The organism is Aquamicrobium sp. YD-1-mutant5 (genome assembly GCF_059509755.1).
Genome location: NZ_JCAKKP010000003.1, coordinates 386585 through 403127 on the forward strand (window position 1 = coordinate 386585; position 16543 = coordinate 403127).

The following is a 16543-nucleotide window of genomic DNA, read 5'->3' on the forward strand; positions in this document are numbered from 1 at the left end:
TTTCCTTCATCGCAGTCATTTGAGGAGGTGGCCCATGAGCCTCGAGTCCGTCCGTGCCTGGTTCAGCGAACATGCCCCCGACGTTGAAATCATCGTCACCGGGGAAAGCTCGGCAACGGTTGCGCTTGCCGCGGCGGCGCATGGCGTCGAACCTTCGCAGATTGCCAAGACCATCTGCCTCAGAGCCGCAGACCAGCCGCCCATGCTGATCGTCACCGGCGGCCTCGCCCGTATCGACAACCGAAAGTTCAAGGACAGGTTCAGCGGCAAGGCACGCATGGCAGGCGCCGAGGAAGTGGTTGAACTCACCAGCCACCCGGTCGGTGGCGTATGCCCGTTCGGCCTGCCGGCCCCGCTGCCGATCTACTGCGACGTCTCGCTGCGCGCATTCGCCGAGGTGGTGCCGGCCGCCGGCGCCACCAACGCCGCCGTGCGCATGGAAACCGAACGGCTGGCCGAACTGACCGGCGCCGAATGGGTGGATGTCTGCCAGTAAAAGCATCCCCCAAAGGCGGTTCGGATCCGGAAAACGAGGTAAGGCGAAGGCCTGAAGCAACGGCATCCGGCTGCATCCGGACGGACATGCTTCAGGCAGCCTTGCCTTACAAAGCCGGCCGCGCGCACTATCTCTCCTTCATCAGGCAGGCGCCGCCTGCCGATCTGGCAGAAGGAGAAGATCATGAACCGTCACGCCACCGCCGTCTGGAAAGGCACGCTCACCGACGGAGCCGGCACGCTCGACACCCAGAGCGGAGCTTTCTCAGGACAGCCCTATTCCTTCAAGGGCCGGTTTCAGGATGAAGAAGGCAAGTCAGGCACCAATCCCGAAGAACTGATCGCGGCCGCCCATGCCGGCTGCTTCGCCATGCAGCTTTCGCATTTTCTGGCCGAGAACGGCACCCCGGCCGAAGAACTGAAAGCGGAGGCCGTCGTCACTTACGGCCCGGCAGCAGGTGGCGGATTCGAGATCACCGAAAGCGCGCTCAAGCTGACCGGCAAGGTGCCCGGCATAGACGAAGCGAAGTTCCGGGAACTGGCCGAAAAGGCAAAGAGCGGCTGTCCCGTTTCAAAAGCACTCGGTGCGATCAAGGTATCGCTCGACGCGAAACTCGCCTGAACCACCGTTCCGGCAACACCCGGCACGAACAAAAAAGCCCCGGAAATCCGGGGCTTTTTTCATGAAACAGTCTCAGGCGCCCAACGCGTCCAGACGCTCGGTGAGCTGGCGCACCTGCTCCTCAAGCGCTGAAATGCGCGCTTCAAGCTCTGCATCCCCGGCTACCACCACCGGGCCCGATGCCGCGGAAAGGGCTGCGACATCGACCGGCCCGCAAAGAAGATGCACATAGCGATCCTCACGCTGACCGGGACCACGGCCGATTTCCTGCACCAGCGGCGGACGCTTGCCGATCAGCATGTCGAGTTCGGTGCGCAGATCGTCGGCGGTGGCGAAGCGTGCAAGGCGCTCGGCACGGGCCAGAAGCTCGTGCACCGTTTGCGGGCCGCGCAGCATGAGCAGGCCGAGCAGCGCCGTCTGCGGCACGGTCAGCGAGAATTTCTGCGCCATCAGATGTTCGTAGCGCTCCACCCGCGACGCGAAGATCTGGCGCACGAAACCCTTCTGCTCCAGCATCTTGAGGCCGCGCAGCACGTCCGGCTGGCTCAGCGCCATGACCGGATCGCGCGCAGTCTTCTGGTTCGCCGCCGCCAGAAGCGCATTCGATGTGAGCGGATAGACGTCCGGCGTCAGTTCCTTCTTCTCGATGAGACAGCCCAGAATGCGGGCCTCAAGGGCGCTCAGCTGCGGCAATCCTTCGCTATCCATCGCTTTGAACTCTCCGATCCAGACAAAAAGGCCGCCACCGGGGTTCCGGCAGCGGCCTTGCTATAACCCATCGAAACCGGGGCGCAAACTTTTCGCGCCGGCTTTGAGGAATGCTGCCGTCAGACGCGGCGCTCCACCATCATCTTCTTGATCTCGGCGATCGCCTTGGCCGGGTTGAGGCCCTTCGGGCAGGTCTGCGCGCAGTTCATGATGGTGTGGCAGCGATAAAGCCGGAACGGATCTTCCAGATTGTCGAGGCGCTCGCCCTTGGCTTCGTCTCGGGAATCGATCAGCCAGCGATAGGCCTGCAACAGCACGGCCGGGCCGAGATAGCGGTCGCCGTTCCACCAGTAGCTCGGGCAGGAGGTGGAGCAGCAGGCGCACAGGATGCACTCGTAGAGGCCGTCCAGCTTCTCGCGGTCCTCGTGGCTCTGCAGCCATTCCTTGGCCGGTTCGGGCGAAACGGTCTGCAGCCACGGCTCGATCGAGGCGTGCTGGGCATAGAAGTTGTTGAGGTCGGGAACCAGATCCTTCACCACCTGCATGTGCGGCAGCGGATAGACCTTGATTGGCCCCTTGATCTCCTCAGAGCCCTTGGTGCAGGCCAGCGTGTTGGCGCCGTCGATGTTCATGGCGCAGGAACCGCAGATGCCTTCGCGGCAGGAGCGGCGCAGCGTCAGCGTCGGATCGATCTTGTTCTTGATCCACAACAGGCCGTCGAGAACCATCGGCCCGCAATCGTCCATGTCGACGAAATAGGTGTCGATGCGCGGATTCTCGTCGTCGTCGGGCGACCAGCGATAGATCCGGTACTCGCGCAGATTGGTGGCGCCTTCCGGCTTCGGCCAGGTCTTGCCCTGCCGGATCTGCGAGTTCTTGGGGAGCGTGAGTTCGACCATTTTTCAGATCCTCAATACACGCGCGCCTTGGGCGCGATCTTGGCCGGGTCGATACCGCCATCCTCTGGCTTGATCTGCGGCTCGGTTTTCACCGGGCGGTAGGAGAGCGTGACCTTGCCATCGGGGCTGAGGTGCGAAAGCGTGTGCTTGCGCCAGTTCACGTCATCGCGTGCCGAGAAATCCTCACGCGCATGCGCGCCGCGGCTTTCCTTGCGCGCTTCTGCGCTGACGACCGTGGTGATGGCGTTGGCCATCAGGTTTTCCAGCTCCAGCGTTTCCACCAGATCGGAATTCCAGATCATCGAGTGATCGAAAACCTTGATGTCCTTCAACTCGCCCCAGATCTGGGCGATGCGCCTGCAGCCATTCTCAAGCGATTCCTGGGTGCGGAACACGGCAGCGTCTTCCTGCATGGCGCGCTGCATGCGCTCGCGGATGACGGCAGTCGGCGTCGAGCCGTTGGCGTGGCGCAGGCGGTCGAAGCGCTCCATGATCTTGTCGCAGGCGGCAATGTTCAGGTCCGGCACCGGCGCCTTGGCGTCGACGACCTCGGCGGCGCGGATAGCAGCCGCACGACCGAACACCACAAGATCGATCAGCGAGTTGGAGCCGAGACGGTTGGCGCCGTGCACCGAGGCGCAGCCGGCCTCGCCGACAGCCATCAGACCGGGCGTCACGCGATTGGGATCATCGGCGGTCGGATTGAGCGCCTCGCCCCAGTAGTTGGTCGGCACGCCGCCCATATTGTAGTGCACCGTCGGCAGCACCGGGATCGGCTCCTTGGTGAGGTCGACGCCGGCGAAGATTTTGGCCGACTCGGAGATGCCCGGCAGCCGCTCATGCAGCACGGCCGGATCCAGATGGTCGAGATGCAGGAAGATGTGGTCCTTGTTCTTGCCAACGCCGCGGCCTTCGCGGATTTCCAGCGTCATGCAGCGCGAAACGACGTCACGCGAGGCAAGGTCCTTGGCCGATGGCGCATAGCGCTCCATGAAGCGCTCGCCCTCGGAATTGACCAGATAGCCGCCCTCGCCGCGCGCGCCCTCGGTGATCAGGCAGCCCGCGCCATAGATGCCGGTCGGGTGGAACTGCACGAATTCCATGTCCTGAAGCGGCAGGCCGGCGCGCGCCACCATGCCGCCGCCGTCGCCGGTGCAGGTATGGGCCGAAGTGGCCGAGAAATAGGCGCGGCCATAGCCGCCGGTCGCCAGCACGACCATCTTGGCCGAGAAGCGGTGGATGGTGCCGTCATCGAGGTTCCAGGCCACCACGCCGGTGCAGGTGCCGTCCTGATCCATGATCAGGTCGAGCGCGAAATACTCGATGAAGAACTGCGCATGGTGCTTCAGCGACTGGCCGTAGAGGGTGTGCAGGATGGCGTGGCCGGTACGGTCCGCGGCAGCGCAGGTGCGCTGCACGGGCGGGCCGTCGCCGAAATTCTGCATATGGCCGCCGAACGGGCGCTGATAGATCTTGCCTTCCTCGGTACGCGAGAACGGCACGCCGTAATGCTCAAGCTCGTAGACGGCAGCCGGCGCCTCGCGCGCCAGATATTCCATGGCGTCGGTGTCGCCCAGCCAGTCGGAGCCCTTCACGGTGTCGTAGAGATGCCAGTGCCAGTGATCCGGCCCCATGTTGCGCAGCGAGGCGGCGATGCCGCCCTGTGCCGCGACCGTGTGCGAACGGGTCGGGAAAACCTTGGTGATGCAGGCCGTCTTCAGCCCCTGCTCGGCCATGCCGAGCGTAGCGCGCAGGCCGGCACCGCCGGCACCGACGACGACGACATCGAATTTATGATCGACATAAGTATAGGCGGCCACGGGTCAGCCTCCGAATGCAAGCTTGAGCAGGGCAAAGATCGAAGCAATGCCGACTGCTGCGGTAAAGAAGGTGTTGAGGAGGAGGCACACCAGCTTGATGCCTTCGGCGTGAACGTAGTCCTCGATGATGACCTGCATGCCGAGACGCATGTGATAGAGGCCGGAAACCAGCATGGCGACCATGACCAGCGCCACGGCAGGATGAGCGAGCGCTGCGCGCACCTCATCATAGCCGGCCCCGTTCATTACGATCAGGAAGCCGACGAAAAACAGGAACAGCGGAACGTTGGCCACGGCGGTCAGACGCTGGCGCCAGAAATGCATGGTGCCCTCGCGGGCGGAACCCAGGCCGCGCACCTTGGCCAGCGGCGTGCGCATGTCCTTTTTGGAAGCGCTCATGCCCAGCCTCCCCGAACCATCAGGCCGACAACCCAGACGGCGATCGTCAGCACCACCGAGCCCACCACGGTCGCCCATGCAAGCTTCGAGGCCGTGTGCTTCTCAAGCGCAGCACCCGTATCCCAGATGAAGTGACGGATGCCACCCAGCATATGCAGCATCAGCGCCCATGTGTAGCCGAACAGGATCAGCCTGCCGATGATGGTGCCGAAAAGCCAGTTGACGTAATCGAAGCTTTCTTTCGACCCGGCGGCGGCGATCAGCCAGAACGCGACCAGAACGGTGCCGACATAAAGCGCGCCGCCGGTAATGCGGTGCAGGATCGACGTGGTCATCGTGATCTTCGGCCGGTAGACCGTCAGATGCGGCGATAGCGGCCTTGGTCTCGGCTGCGCGTGGGTGGCTGGTGAACGGCTCATGGCTCCCCCAATTGAGCTCCACCGATACAGGCCGTCGGACGCATATGCGTCATGGCCGGCTCGGAAAGCGACTTTAAGGACAGCGGCGTTCTAGAACTCTTTTTGCACCGCGTCAAAGCCAGAAAACCGTTTCCTATTCATAATTTAGTCTGAACAATTCGATTCGGTGACATTCAACCGGTTAAGAAATTCAAGATCAGCAGCGCGAATACTTAAGTTGACAAAAATAGTCATCTTGTACAGGTGAGTGGAGGATGGCGTCCTTTGACCACCAGTGCCTCGCGCCCGTCCAGCACAACTGCATCTACGCCCTTGCCGTAGCGGCTGCGCTGATTTGCCGGTGCGGCCGGCAGTTCTTCCTCTTCATCCGGTCCCATGACCCGGATGGAGCTGCCGAGATTGCGGATCGTCATCATTGACCCGTCGGCACAATTATATGTGGAGGTAGAGGGTTGCGAGACCTCCTTCTCAGCCGTGATGGTCATCGATGTTTTCTCGCCGTCGAGACCGATCAGCGCCTTGTCTTCAGGCACTTTCGCGCCCTGACCGGACACGCAGGCCGCGCAGGCAACAGGAAGAAGAACGAAAGCCACCCTCGCCATCCGGCACAGTTTCATGCGGTGATACCTCCAAGGGGAACCGAACCGGACTGCCAGAGCAAACATGCCCCGAGGCGGCATCCGGACGCGGATCAATTCGATCGTCTGCATCTGCAAACCGAACCATGCGCCCACGAGCGGTGGCGCCACACGATGTAACCGCGCTCCCCTTTCAGGATCAAGGGCAACGCACGGCTTTCACGAGAAAGCGGTGGAGCACCTTGAAAACAGCCTTTGATATCAGCCACATAGGAAGTGTCTTCAGAAAAGCTGCCGCGCTCTTCTTCTGCCTCTTAACAAAGATTAAGAAATAGTTAATTCTGCATCCTGAATTCTTGCGGGGAAGCCCTCTCCGCAGTCCCGAAGGAGGCAGAAATGCCGCATATTCACCATCTGCTGCGTGCTGCGGGTTTCGGCCTTGCAGCACTGTGCGCCGGGGCTGCCGTTCCCGCCAGCGCCTTTCAGAACAACGACCATGTCTACGCTGATTCGTTCGGCAATCTCGTCGTAGACAGTGCAGCCGGCTACAAGCGCATCGTCGTCGGGCAGGGCCATATGGCACGGCACATGGCTGCGAACACGACGACGGGTGAACCGCGTGTCGTCTATCTGGACGGAGCGGAACAGGATGCGGCATGGTCCGACTGCTACCGGCCACCCGTCTTCGTCAAGGGCCGCAGCTACATGTACGGGCTCGCCGAGGGCGAGATGCCGGAACTGAGCCCCTGCCGCTAGAGCAGCCGGAGCAACCAGAAAGAAAAAGGCCCCGCGCGGATCGCAGGGGCCTTTTTACATATGTGGATGGAACGGCTTACTGCCAGTCGCGAATGTCGACGAAATGGCCGGCAATCGCCGCTGCTGCCGCCATCGCCGGCGACACCAGATGGGTGCGGCCCTTGAAGCCCTGACGGCCCTCGAAATTGCGGTTCGAGGTCGACGCGCAGCGTTCATGCGGCTTCAGCCGGTCGTCATTCATGGCAAGGCACATGGAGCAGCCCGGCTCACGCCAGTCGAACCCGGCCTCGATGAAGATCTTGTCCAGACCCTCGGCCTCGGCCTGCGCCTTCACAAGGCCCGAACCCGGCACGATCATGGCATTGACGCGCGGATTGACCTTTTTGCCCCTGGCGACTGCCGCAACGGCGCGCAGATCCTCAATGCGGCCATTGGTGCAGGAGCCGATGAAGACGCGGTCGATCTCGATGTCGGTGATCTTCGTGCCGGCCGTCAGCCCCATATATTCCAGCGCGCGCTTCTTGGAATTGCGCTTGTTCTCGTCCTCGATCAGCTCCGGATCGGGAACCGTGCCGGTGACGGACACCACGTCTTCCGGGGATGAGCCCCAGGTGACGATCGGCGGCAGCGAGGCAGCGTCCAGCACCACGACCTTGTCGTAATGCGCACCCTCGTCGGTCTTCAGCGTCTTCCAGTAATCGACCGCCATGTCCCACGCCTTGCCTGTCGGCGCGCGGGGCTTATCCTTCACATAGTCGAAGGTGATCTCGTCGGGCGCGATGAGGCCGGCGCGGGCCCCACCTTCGATCGACATGTTGCAGACCGTCATTCGGCCTTCCATGGACAGCGAGCGGATCGCCTCGCCGGCATATTCTATGACATAGCCGGTGCCGCCGGCCGTGCCGATCTCGCCGATGATGGCAAGGATGATGTCCTTGGCGGTGACGCCATCGGGCAATTGCCCGTCAACGCGCACCAGCATGTTCTTCGCCTTCTTCTGGATCAGCGTCTGGGTGGCGAGCACATGCTCAACTTCCGAGGTACCGATGCCATGCGCCAGCGCCCCGAAAGCGCCGTGCGTCGAGGTGTGGCTGTCGCCGCACACGATGGTCATGCCGGGAAGGGTAAAACCCTGCTCGGGACCGATGATGTGGACGATGCCCTGCCGGCGGTCCTTCTCGGAGTAATATTCCACGCCGAAGTCAGCGGCATTGCGGGCCAGAGCCTCGACCTGAATGCGGCTTTCCTCGTTCTTGATGCCGTTGACGCGGTCGGGCGAGGTCGGAACGTTATGATCGACCACGGCCAGCGTGCGCTCGGGATGGCGGACTTTGCGGCCGGCCATGCGCAGCCCTTCGAAGGCCTGCGGGCTGGTCACTTCATGCACGAGATGGCGGTCGATGTAGAGCAGGCAGGTGCCGTCGTCCTGGCGATCGACCACGTGATCGTCGAAAATCTTGTCATAGAGGGTGCGCGGTGCGCTCATTTGCGTAAATCCGTCGATAATGGAAAGGGAGGCCCTCAAGCCGGGCCGATGGCGATCAGGCGCGCTTTAGCGAAGTCGGCTTGTCGCCGAGCCTGAGACCCACGCAAAGAACCGTGCCGGCAGACGCTTCTTGTCCTGCAGCACGAACCCTTTGTAGCACGGGTCTCCAAACAGTTCTTCCATCACCCCTAGATACCAATCTTTTGTCGACACGGCAATTGCCCAAGCACGCGCACCCTGCGGCCAGTGCGCGCGTCGGTTGATGGGGTCCGCAATGACGGCGCTTGCCGCAGATGATCGGGGCGGGCCGCAGACTACACGCCGCGCCCCTTGCGCATGCGCCGCTCCAGCGCCCTCAGCGCCAGCGAAAGGCTCAGCGTCAGCACGAGATAGATATAGGCCACGATCGCATAGGTCTCGAAGAAGCGGAACGAGCCGGTGGCATAGACCTTGCCCATCTGGGTTATATCGGCCACGCCAAGCACCGAGACCAGCGAGGAGTCCTTCACCATGGCGACGAAATCATTGCCGAGCGGCGGCAGGATGGTGCGGATCGCCTGCGGCAGGACGATCAGGCGGAAACGCTGGAAACGGCTCAGCCCGAGCGCCTTTGCCGCCTCGATCTGCCCCGCCTCGACCGACTGGATGCCGGCGCGGAAGACTTCGGCGATGAAAGCCGAATAACCGATGGTCAGCGCCATGATGGCGCGCCACAGCAGCGAAACGTCGCGCACATGCAATGGCTTCAGCAGTCCGGCTTCCTGAAGGGAAGCCGTCAGCGCATTCCACCCTGCGACAAAGGCAGGTGCCCCGACAAACGCGATCCAGAACAAAAGGACGAGGATCGGCACCCCACGGATCACCTCGACATAGAAGCGCGAAATCTGGCGAAGCCAGATCGACCCCGAAAGCCCCATCAGGGCGATCACCAGCCCAAGGGACGAAGCAAGGCTGAAGCCGACCAGCGTCACGAAGACGGTGATGCCAAGGCCCTGTATGACGGTCGAAAAGACCTGCGCATAAAGGTCGTTGGTGGCAACGAAAACCGCAACAGCGACTGCAATCGCAGCAGCGACCGCCAGCCACCAGGGGAAGTCAGCTTTCGTGCGCGAAGCGGTCGGGGGAACCTGCATCTCGAAAATGCGGGAACCGGGCGTCCGGCATCAACCGGACAGCCGGCCCTGCCTGATCCGTTACTGGCCCATCCTGTAGTCGAGGAACCACTTCTTGTTCAGGGCATCGAGAGTGCCATCGGCCTTCATCGCGGCAATCACCGCATTGATGGGTGCAACGAGATCGGACCCTTTCTGGAAAATAAAACCGAATTCTTCATTGCCAAGCGGGCCGCCGATGATCTTCAGCTTGCCCTCCGAAGTATCGACATATCCCTGGGCGGCAACGCCATCGGTCAGCACCAGATCGACGTCGCCGGCCTTGAGGGCCTGCACGGTCGCGCCGAACGTTTCCAGCAGCTTGATGCGCGGATTCTGTTCGTTGCCGTCGAGAATATCATAGACCGATACGAAGAACGGCGTGGTGCCGGGTTGTGCTGCGATCAGCCCGTCCTCGAAGGCGGCGAAGGACTTCTCGTCGGTAAAGCGATCTTCATCGGCCCGCACCAGCATCCGCATTTCCGAATGCATGTAAGGATCGGAGAAGTCCACCTTCTGCTTGCGCTCTTCCTTGATGGTGATGCCGGTCATGCCGATATTGTATTCGCCATCGGACACCGCCTGCATCATCGCGTCCCACGACGTGTTCTGATATTCGACCTTGAAATTCAGGCGCTTCGCCATTTCCGCCATGGCGTCATATTCCCAGCCGATCTTCCCGCCCGTCTTGGGATCCACGAACTGCAGCGGCGGATAGGCATTTTCCGTCACCACCGTGATCGTTCTGCCGCCAAGATCGGGAAGCGACTGCGCCACGGCCGTCAGGGACGAGACAACACAGGCCAGCAAACCCGCCAGTGCGATGGTAAACCTGTTCATGGGGCGCTCCGGTGTGGGAAAATTTTCAGATGAAATGACTGGTATCAGCCAAGATTAGCCAACTGCCGGCCGCTTGCAAGACAAGTCGTTCGCCGAAACGGTCAGCGGGGGAAAAAGCTCCGAAAGCTTCTGCATGGCGGGTACGAAAAAGGCGGCCGAAGCCGCCTTTCCGATATTCTTTGCTGAAAACAGCTTACTCGGCCGAAGCAGCCTCGGCGGCAGCGGCTTCCGCAGCGGCCTTCTCAGCGGCTTCCTGAGCGGCCTTCTCGGCAGCCAGAGCCTGCGCGGCGGCGACCTTCTCGGCCTCGATGCGGGCCTTCTCGGCGTTCAGCGCCTCGCGCTCGGCATCGTTGAGCTTGCGGGCGCGAACGCCCGTGTTCTCCGAGATGCGCGCGGACTTGCCGCGACGGTCACGCAGGTAATAGAGCTTGGCGCGGCGAACCTTGCCGCGACGCACGACGTCGACGCTTTCGACCATCGGCGAGTAGATCGGGAACACACGCTCCACGCCTTCGCCGTAGGAAATCTTGCGGACGGTGAAATTCTCATGCAGGCCCGAGCCCGAACGCGCGATGACGACGCCTTCATAGGCCTGAACGCGGGTACGGCTGCCTTCCGTGATGCGCACATTGACGCGCACGGTATCGCCGGGCTGGAATTCGGGAAGCTTGCGCTTTTCTTCGATCTTTGCGGCCTGCTCGGCCTCAAGCTGACGGATGATATCCATCTTTCAATCCACTTCTTGTTCTTCCGACAGCCAGAGCGCCCTGCACTCGCCGCAGCAGTACCATGACCGCTGGGCTATGCCGCCGACCGTGAAGGCCTTTGGCAGGGGCGGCTACACCGTCCTGTATTGACGGGTGACCCGGACCAGAAGACGCATTTCTCCGATCCGGTCGGGGCGATACACCATTCCGGCCGCTTTGTCACGGGGCAAGGCCCCTAATCTGCACTCAGCGGCCGTGACTGGCTGCCGCAGCCAGAGCCATCAGCCCCAGCGCCAGCACCGCCAGCTTCCAGAAATCCGCGCGTCGCCTCAGGCCGGGCAGGCCGAGCGGCTTGATCAGGTGAAACACCATCATCGCAAGGATCAGGAAGGCGAGGATCTTGGTCATGCCGCTTTTGAGCAGCCCCGGCCCGTTCTGTCAAAGCACTTGCACCTGCGGCAGTCCGTCTCCCCAAACCGGCCATTGGCCCTTAGTCAGATGGACGCCCATCTTCGCAGGGGTTACAAACCTGTCGAGGAGAATTGGGAGGTTCTTGAAACATGGTATCGCGTTATCATCAGGTCTATGCCGACTGGAAGCGGGACCCTGAAGCATTCTGGTCGCAAGCCGCGCGCGCCATCGACTGGTTCACGCCCTTCGATAAAGTGTTCGACGCCGACGCCGGCGTCTATGGAAGCTGGTTTCCCGGCGCCACCTGCAACACCTGCTACAACGCGCTCGACCGGCACGTCGCCAACGGCCGCGCCGACCAGGCAGCGGTGATCCACGACAGTGCCATCACCGGCACGAAGCAGAGTATGACCTATGGCGAACTGCTGCGCGAAGTGGTGGCGCTTTCCGCCGTTCTCGCCAATCATGGCGTGAGCAAGGGCGACCGGGTGATCATCTACATGCCGATGATCACCGAGGCTGTGGTGTCGATGCTGGCCTGCGCCCGTCTCGGCGCCATCCATTCCGTGGTCTTCGGCGGTTTCGCAGCGCGCGAACTGGCCACCCGCATCAACGACGCCCGGCCGAACCTGGTCATCGCCGCCTCCTGCGGACTGGAGCCCAACCGCATCGTCGCCTACAAGCCGCTGCTCGATGAGGCGATCGCGCTTTCGGAACACCGTCCGCAGCACTGCGTCGTGTTCCAGCGCGAGCAGCTTGCCTGCGACCTGATCGAAGGCCGCGACATCGACTACGCTGAAGCCGTGGCGCGGGAAAAGGAAGCCGGCACGCAAGTGCCCTGCGTGCCCGTCGCATCCACCGATCCGCTCTATGTGCTCTACACCTCCGGCACCACCGGCCAGCCCAAGGGCGTGGTGCGTGACAATGGCGGCCACATGGTCATGCTGAAATGGTCCATGGAAAACGAGTTCGGCATCAGGCCGGGCGAAGTGTTCTGGGCCGCTTCCGACGTCGGCTGGGTGGTCGGCCATTCCTATATCGTCTACGCACCGCTGCTGCATGGCTGCACCACCGTCGTCTTCGAAGGCAAGCCGGTCGGCACGCCCGATGCCGGCACCTACTGGCGCGTCATTTCCGATCATGGCGTGGTCGCCCTGTTCACCGCGCCGACCGCCTTCCGGGCCATCAAGGGACAGGATCCGCAGGGCGAATTCATCGGCAAATACGACCTGTCGACCTTCCGCACGCTGTTCCTTGCCGGGGAGCGCGCCGACCCCGAGACCATCAAATGGGCCGAGCAGCGCCTCGGCATTCCCGTCATCGACCACTGGTGGCAGACGGAGACCGGCGCGCCGATCACCCAGAATCCGGTCGGCCTCGGCATGCTGCCGGTCAAATATGGCTCGCCCGGCGTTCCCATGCCCGGCTACGACATCAGGGTGCTGGACGAGGCCGGCCACGAGGTGCCACCCGGAACGCTCGGCAATGTCGTTCTGAAGCTGCCGCTGCCGCCCGGCTGCCTGCCGACGCTGTGGGAGGCGGAAGATCGCTTCCGCAAATCCTATCTCGATGCCTTCCCCGGCTTCTACAACACGGCCGACGCCGGCATCCTCGACGAGGACGACTATCTATTCGTCATGGCGCGCACAGACGACATCATCAACGTCGCCGGCCACCGCCTCTCCACCGGGGCGATGGAGGAAGTTCTGGCCGCCCATCCCGATGTGGCCGAATGCGCGGTGATCGGCATTTCCGACACGCTCAAGGGCCAGTCGCCGCTGGGCTTCGTGGTGCTCAATGCCGGTGTCGCCCGCGACACGGTCGCCATCGAGCAGGAAGTGGTGACACTGGTGCGCGAGCGCATCGGGCCGGTCGCAGCCTTCAAGACGGTGCTGACCATCAAGCGCCTGCCCAAGACGCGCTCGGGCAAGGTGCTGCGCGCCACCATGCAGAAGATCGCCGACCGGCAGGAATGGAAGATGCCCGCCACCATCGACGATCCGGCAGTTCTCGACGAGATCGACGCGGTGCTGAAGTCGCGCGGAATAGGCCATTGAAAGCTGATGCCGCTTGACATGGGCATCGCGGCATAATCTTTCCCTGTTCAGACGGAAAAGCGCCGCCATGCGGCGTTTTTCTTCGCCGATCAGGAAAAATCATGCTGACACTGCCGCAGACCCTGTCATTTGCCGTCATCATCCTGATGATGGCGGCCTTCATATGGGGCCGCCTGCGTTACGATCTGGTCGCGGCCCTGTCGCTGCTGTCCGCCGTGGCGGTCGGCGTTGTGCCGTTCGAAGAGGCGTTTTCCGGCTTCAGCGACGACATCGTCATCATCGTCGGCAGCGCGCTGCTGGTGAGCGCCGGCGTCGCCCGCAGCGGCATCATGGAATTTGCACTGCAGCGCTATGCGCCCGGCGTCACCTCGGTGCGCGCGCAGCTTGCCCTGCTGGTCGTCACCGTCGCCATACTGTCCGCCTTCGTGAAGAACATCGGCGCGCTGGCGATCATGATCCCCATCGCCTTCCAGTTCGCTCGTCGCTCCGGTGTGTCGCCGTCCACCTTCCTGATGCCTATGGCCTTTGCCTCGCTGCTCGGCGGGCTGATGACACAGATCGGAACCTCGCCCAACGTGGTGGTGTCGCGCCTGCGAGAGGAACTGACCGGCACGTCCTTCACCATGTTCGACTTCACCCCGGTCGGGCTGGCGCTGACGGCGGCCGGCTGCGTGTTCCTCACCCTGTTCTATTTCCTCGTGCCGGCGCGCGAGCGCAACGACAATGGCCTGAACGCGGCACTTGCCATCGAGAACTATTCGGCCGAAGCGCGCATCACCGCCACCTCAACGGTGGCCGGCAAACCCCTGTCGGCCCTGCTCAGGATTTCCGCCGGCGAAGCTGCCATAACGGCGATATTGCGGGCTGGCGGATTGCGGATCGCGCCGCTGCCGGACGCCATATTGCACGAAGACGACATCGTGCTGATCGAGGGCGGGCAGGAAGCGCTCGACCGGCTGGTGGCGCAGGCAAAGCTCGAAGTGGGCGCAGGACGCGGCAAGGGCGCCGGGCCCGAAACGATGGCCGTGGAAGCCGTGGTCACCCAGAATTCCAGCCTCATCGGCTGGTCGGCCCAGCATCTGATGCTCTACGACCGCTTCAATGTGAACCTGCTCGCCGTCTCCCGCAAGGGCACGAGGCTCAACCAGCGGCTCGGCAGCATCACCCTCAATTTCGGCGACATCGTCATGCTGCGCGGCGACAGCCAGACCCTGCCGCAGTTCCTCAAGGATTTCGAGCTCCTGCCGCTTGCCGAAAGGCAGGTGCTGCTGGGCTCCGTGCGGCGCGGGCTGGTCCCGGTGTCGATCCTCATCGCCGCCATGGGCGCGACCGCGCTCGGCCTGCTGCCGGTGGCGCTGGCCTTCTTCGCCGCCGCTGTGGCCATGGTGCTGTTTCGCGCCATTCCGCTGCGCGAGGCCTATGATGCGCTGGATGGCCCGATCCTGGTCATGCTCGCCGCCCTCATTCCGGTCAGCGAGTCGCTGCGCACCACCGGCGCAACCGATGTGATCGCCGCCATTCTCGCCGATCTCGGCCACATGCTGCCCGGCTACGGCGCGCTGGCGCTCATGCTGATCGCGGCTATGATGGTGACGCCCTTCCTCAACAATGCCGCCACGGTTCTGGTCATGGCGCCGATCGCCGCCAGCTTCGCCGCCAATCTGGGCTACCGGCCGGAAGCCTTCCTGATGGCTGTGGCGATCGGCGCCGGCTGCGATTTCCTGACTCCCATCGGCCACCAGTGCAACACGCTGGTGATGGGCCCCGGCGGCTACCGCTTCTCGGATTATCCGCGCCTCGGCCTGCCGCTCTCCTTCATGGTCATCATCGTGGCCGTACCAATGCTGATGCTGGTCTGGCCGCTATAGGCGGTTGCCTGCGCTGCTGCTGACAGAGAGCTGTCAGCAGCCCTGTGCGATGATGCTCCCTTCAGATTGCAAGGAGAGCCCCATGACCCGAACCGGCATTTTTTCCGCGCTCGCGCGCTACGTCGCATGGTCGCGCCTCCGTCGCAGACAGGTGCGAACCATACGTCTGCTGGCATCCCTGCCACCAGAGATCCAGGCCGACATTGGCTGGCCCGATCTCTACGTTTCAGAGGCCGGCGTGCTTCACAGCGCCTCCCCCGCCGGACGGCAAGGCGGCTCAGTGGCGCGTTTGCAACCGCGCTCGGCAGGTCACAGGCCGGTGACGCCCCCGTCAAGGCGCGCCGCCTGATCGCGCCGTGTGCAGGGAGCCGGTAGCTGCTGACACCATGCTGTCAGCAGGGTTGTGGCAAAAGCGACAGGGCCAGATAATGCTTGGCACGAGCCGCCCAAAGGGAGATTGTCAGGAACTGGCAGCAAGGGCTCGGGGGACAGACGCCGAGGGAGCGAACAATGCGCAGGGCCGACAGGCTTTTCCAGATCGTGCAGCATCTGCGCGGTGGCCGGCTGGTCACCGCCCGCAAGCTGGCGACCTGGCTGGAAGTGTCCGAACGCACCATCTATCGCGATATAGCCGACCTGCAATCGACCGGCGTGCCGATCGACGGCGAGGCGGGCGTCGGCTATCTGATGCGGGAAGGCTTCGACCTTCCGCCGCTGATGTTCACGCGTGACGAGATCGTGGCGCTGGTCGCCGGAGCGCGCATGGTGCGTGCCTTCGGAGGGGCCGCCATGGCACGGGCCGCCGACGAGGCGCTGGTGAAGATCGGCGCAGTTCTGCCGCAGACCGAGCGCGAGCGCATTGCCCGCACAGAAATCCACACCCCCTTATGGGTGCTCTCCAACAGCGCCCGCGAAGCCATCGACCTCATCGAGCGCGCCGTCGAAAAGCGGCAGGTGCTGACCCTCGACTACAGCGACGAGGCAGGGCGCGCCACGATGCGCGACATCCGCCCGCTCGGCCTCTGGTTCTGGGGCAAGGTGTGGACCCTGATCGCCTGGTGCGAGATGCGCAACGACTTCCGCGCCTTCCGCATCGACCGCATCACCTCACTGGTCAGGGCCGGGCGGGGTTTCCGGCCCGAGCCCGGCAAACAGCTCACCGATTTCTACCGCGCCGTCGAAGACAGCGAGACCTACGGCACCGGGCCGACGGCCCGGGGCATGTAAGCGCCACTAAAGCGGGTCGCGATCTTTCAGATTCGCTCCTTACGCTTTAAGTTCCTGTTCTTACGCATGTCGTTATCCAGAAACCGATTCCTGCTGTCGC

Annotated in this window: 17 protein-coding genes; 6 read left to right on the plus strand and 11 right to left on the minus strand. The window is 63.0% G+C overall.

The window, feature by feature from the left end; all coding sequences use genetic code 11:
- Positions 1–34 precede the first annotated feature (34 nt).
- Both AC5XE7_RS06265 and AC5XE7_RS06270 read left to right on the plus strand, forming a co-directional pair.
- Positions 35–496 (plus strand): YbaK/EbsC family protein, encoded by a 462-nt coding sequence (locus AC5XE7_RS06265; RefSeq protein WP_495365312.1) that lies wholly within the window; start codon positions 35–37, stop codon positions 494–496.
- 183 nt (positions 497–679) lie between these two features.
- Positions 680–1117, plus strand: coding sequence for an OsmC family protein (locus AC5XE7_RS06270; RefSeq protein WP_280198612.1), 438 nt, complete (start codon positions 680–682; stop codon positions 1115–1117).
- Positions 1118–1189: 72 nt separating this feature from the next.
- Here the strand turns inward: AC5XE7_RS06270 and AC5XE7_RS06275 are convergent, their stop codons facing one another.
- The 6 genes from AC5XE7_RS06275 to AC5XE7_RS06300 form a co-directional block, all read right to left on the minus strand.
- Positions 1190–1825, minus strand: coding sequence for a YceH family protein (locus AC5XE7_RS06275; RefSeq protein ID WP_495365313.1), 636 nt, complete (start codon positions 1823–1825; stop codon positions 1190–1192).
- A 119-nt stretch (positions 1826–1944) separates the two neighbouring features.
- Complete coding sequence (locus AC5XE7_RS06280; protein ID WP_183825058.1) at positions 1945–2724, minus strand: succinate dehydrogenase iron-sulfur subunit; 780 nt, start codon at positions 2722–2724, stop codon at positions 1945–1947.
- Positions 2725–2735: 11 nt separating this feature from the next.
- Positions 2736–4544 carry a succinate dehydrogenase flavoprotein subunit gene (gene sdhA / locus AC5XE7_RS06285; protein WP_239799846.1) on the minus strand — a complete coding sequence of 603 codons (1809 nt, stop codon included), beginning with the start codon at positions 4542–4544 and terminating at the stop codon, positions 2736–2738.
- 3 nt (positions 4545–4547) lie between these two features.
- Positions 4548–4943: a succinate dehydrogenase, hydrophobic membrane anchor protein gene (sdhD, locus tag AC5XE7_RS06290; protein WP_495365314.1), complete on the minus strand. Its 396-nt coding sequence runs from the start codon at positions 4941–4943 to the stop codon at positions 4548–4550.
- Complete coding sequence (gene sdhC, locus AC5XE7_RS06295; RefSeq protein ID WP_183825068.1) at positions 4940–5362, minus strand: succinate dehydrogenase, cytochrome b556 subunit; 423 nt, start codon at positions 5360–5362, stop codon at positions 4940–4942. The genes sdhD and sdhC overlap by 4 nt, the downstream gene beginning before the upstream one ends.
- A 230-nt stretch (positions 5363–5592) precedes the next feature.
- On the minus strand, positions 5593–5964 hold the full coding sequence (locus AC5XE7_RS06300; RefSeq protein ID WP_495365526.1) for a hypothetical protein: 372 nt from the start codon (positions 5962–5964) through the stop codon (positions 5593–5595).
- A 372-nt stretch (positions 5965–6336) separates the two neighbouring features.
- On the opposite strand from AC5XE7_RS06300, the gene AC5XE7_RS06305 reads away from it, so the two are divergent.
- The gene (locus tag AC5XE7_RS06305) at positions 6337–6696 is read left to right on the plus strand and encodes a hypothetical protein (RefSeq protein WP_495365315.1); all 360 of its coding nucleotides are present in this window, start codon (positions 6337–6339) and stop codon (positions 6694–6696) included.
- A gap of 76 nt (positions 6697–6772) precedes the next feature.
- On the opposite strand, the gene leuC is transcribed toward AC5XE7_RS06305, so the two are convergent.
- The 5 genes from leuC to AC5XE7_RS06330 form a co-directional block, all read right to left on the minus strand.
- Entirely contained in the window at positions 6773–8182 is a 1410-nt protein-coding gene (gene leuC, locus AC5XE7_RS06310; protein ID WP_183825074.1) for a 3-isopropylmalate dehydratase large subunit, read from the minus strand.
- A 314-nt stretch (positions 8183–8496) separates the two neighbouring features.
- Positions 8497–9315, minus strand: a complete 819-nt coding sequence (locus AC5XE7_RS06315; protein WP_495365316.1) for an amino acid ABC transporter permease — start codon at positions 9313–9315, stop codon at positions 8497–8499.
- 60 nt (positions 9316–9375) lie between these two features.
- Complete coding sequence (locus tag AC5XE7_RS06320; RefSeq protein ID WP_495365317.1) at positions 9376–10173, minus strand: transporter substrate-binding domain-containing protein; 798 nt, start codon at positions 10171–10173, stop codon at positions 9376–9378.
- 193 nt (positions 10174–10366) lie between these two features.
- Positions 10367–10900 carry a 50S ribosomal protein L19 gene (rplS, locus tag AC5XE7_RS06325; RefSeq protein WP_239799852.1) on the minus strand — a complete coding sequence of 178 codons (534 nt, stop codon included), beginning with the start codon at positions 10898–10900 and terminating at the stop codon, positions 10367–10369.
- A gap of 226 nt (positions 10901–11126) precedes the next feature.
- The gene (locus AC5XE7_RS06330) at positions 11127–11288 is read right to left on the minus strand and encodes a hypothetical protein (protein ID WP_183825087.1); all 162 of its coding nucleotides are present in this window, start codon (positions 11286–11288) and stop codon (positions 11127–11129) included.
- A gap of 152 nt (positions 11289–11440) precedes the next feature.
- On the opposite strand from AC5XE7_RS06330, the gene AC5XE7_RS06335 reads away from it, so the two are divergent.
- From AC5XE7_RS06335 to AC5XE7_RS06345, 3 genes are all read left to right on the plus strand, one after another.
- The gene (locus AC5XE7_RS06335) at positions 11441–13348 is read left to right on the plus strand and encodes a propionyl-CoA synthetase (protein ID WP_495365318.1); all 1908 of its coding nucleotides are present in this window, start codon (positions 11441–11443) and stop codon (positions 13346–13348) included.
- A gap of 104 nt (positions 13349–13452) precedes the next feature.
- Positions 13453–15216: an SLC13 family permease gene (locus AC5XE7_RS06340; RefSeq protein ID WP_495365527.1), complete on the plus strand. Its 1764-nt coding sequence runs from the start codon at positions 13453–13455 to the stop codon at positions 15214–15216.
- A gap of 510 nt (positions 15217–15726) precedes the next feature.
- Positions 15727–16443 carry a helix-turn-helix transcriptional regulator gene (locus AC5XE7_RS06345; RefSeq protein WP_495365319.1) on the plus strand — a complete coding sequence of 239 codons (717 nt, stop codon included), beginning with the start codon at positions 15727–15729 and terminating at the stop codon, positions 16441–16443.
- Positions 16444–16543: the final 100 nt, after the last annotated feature.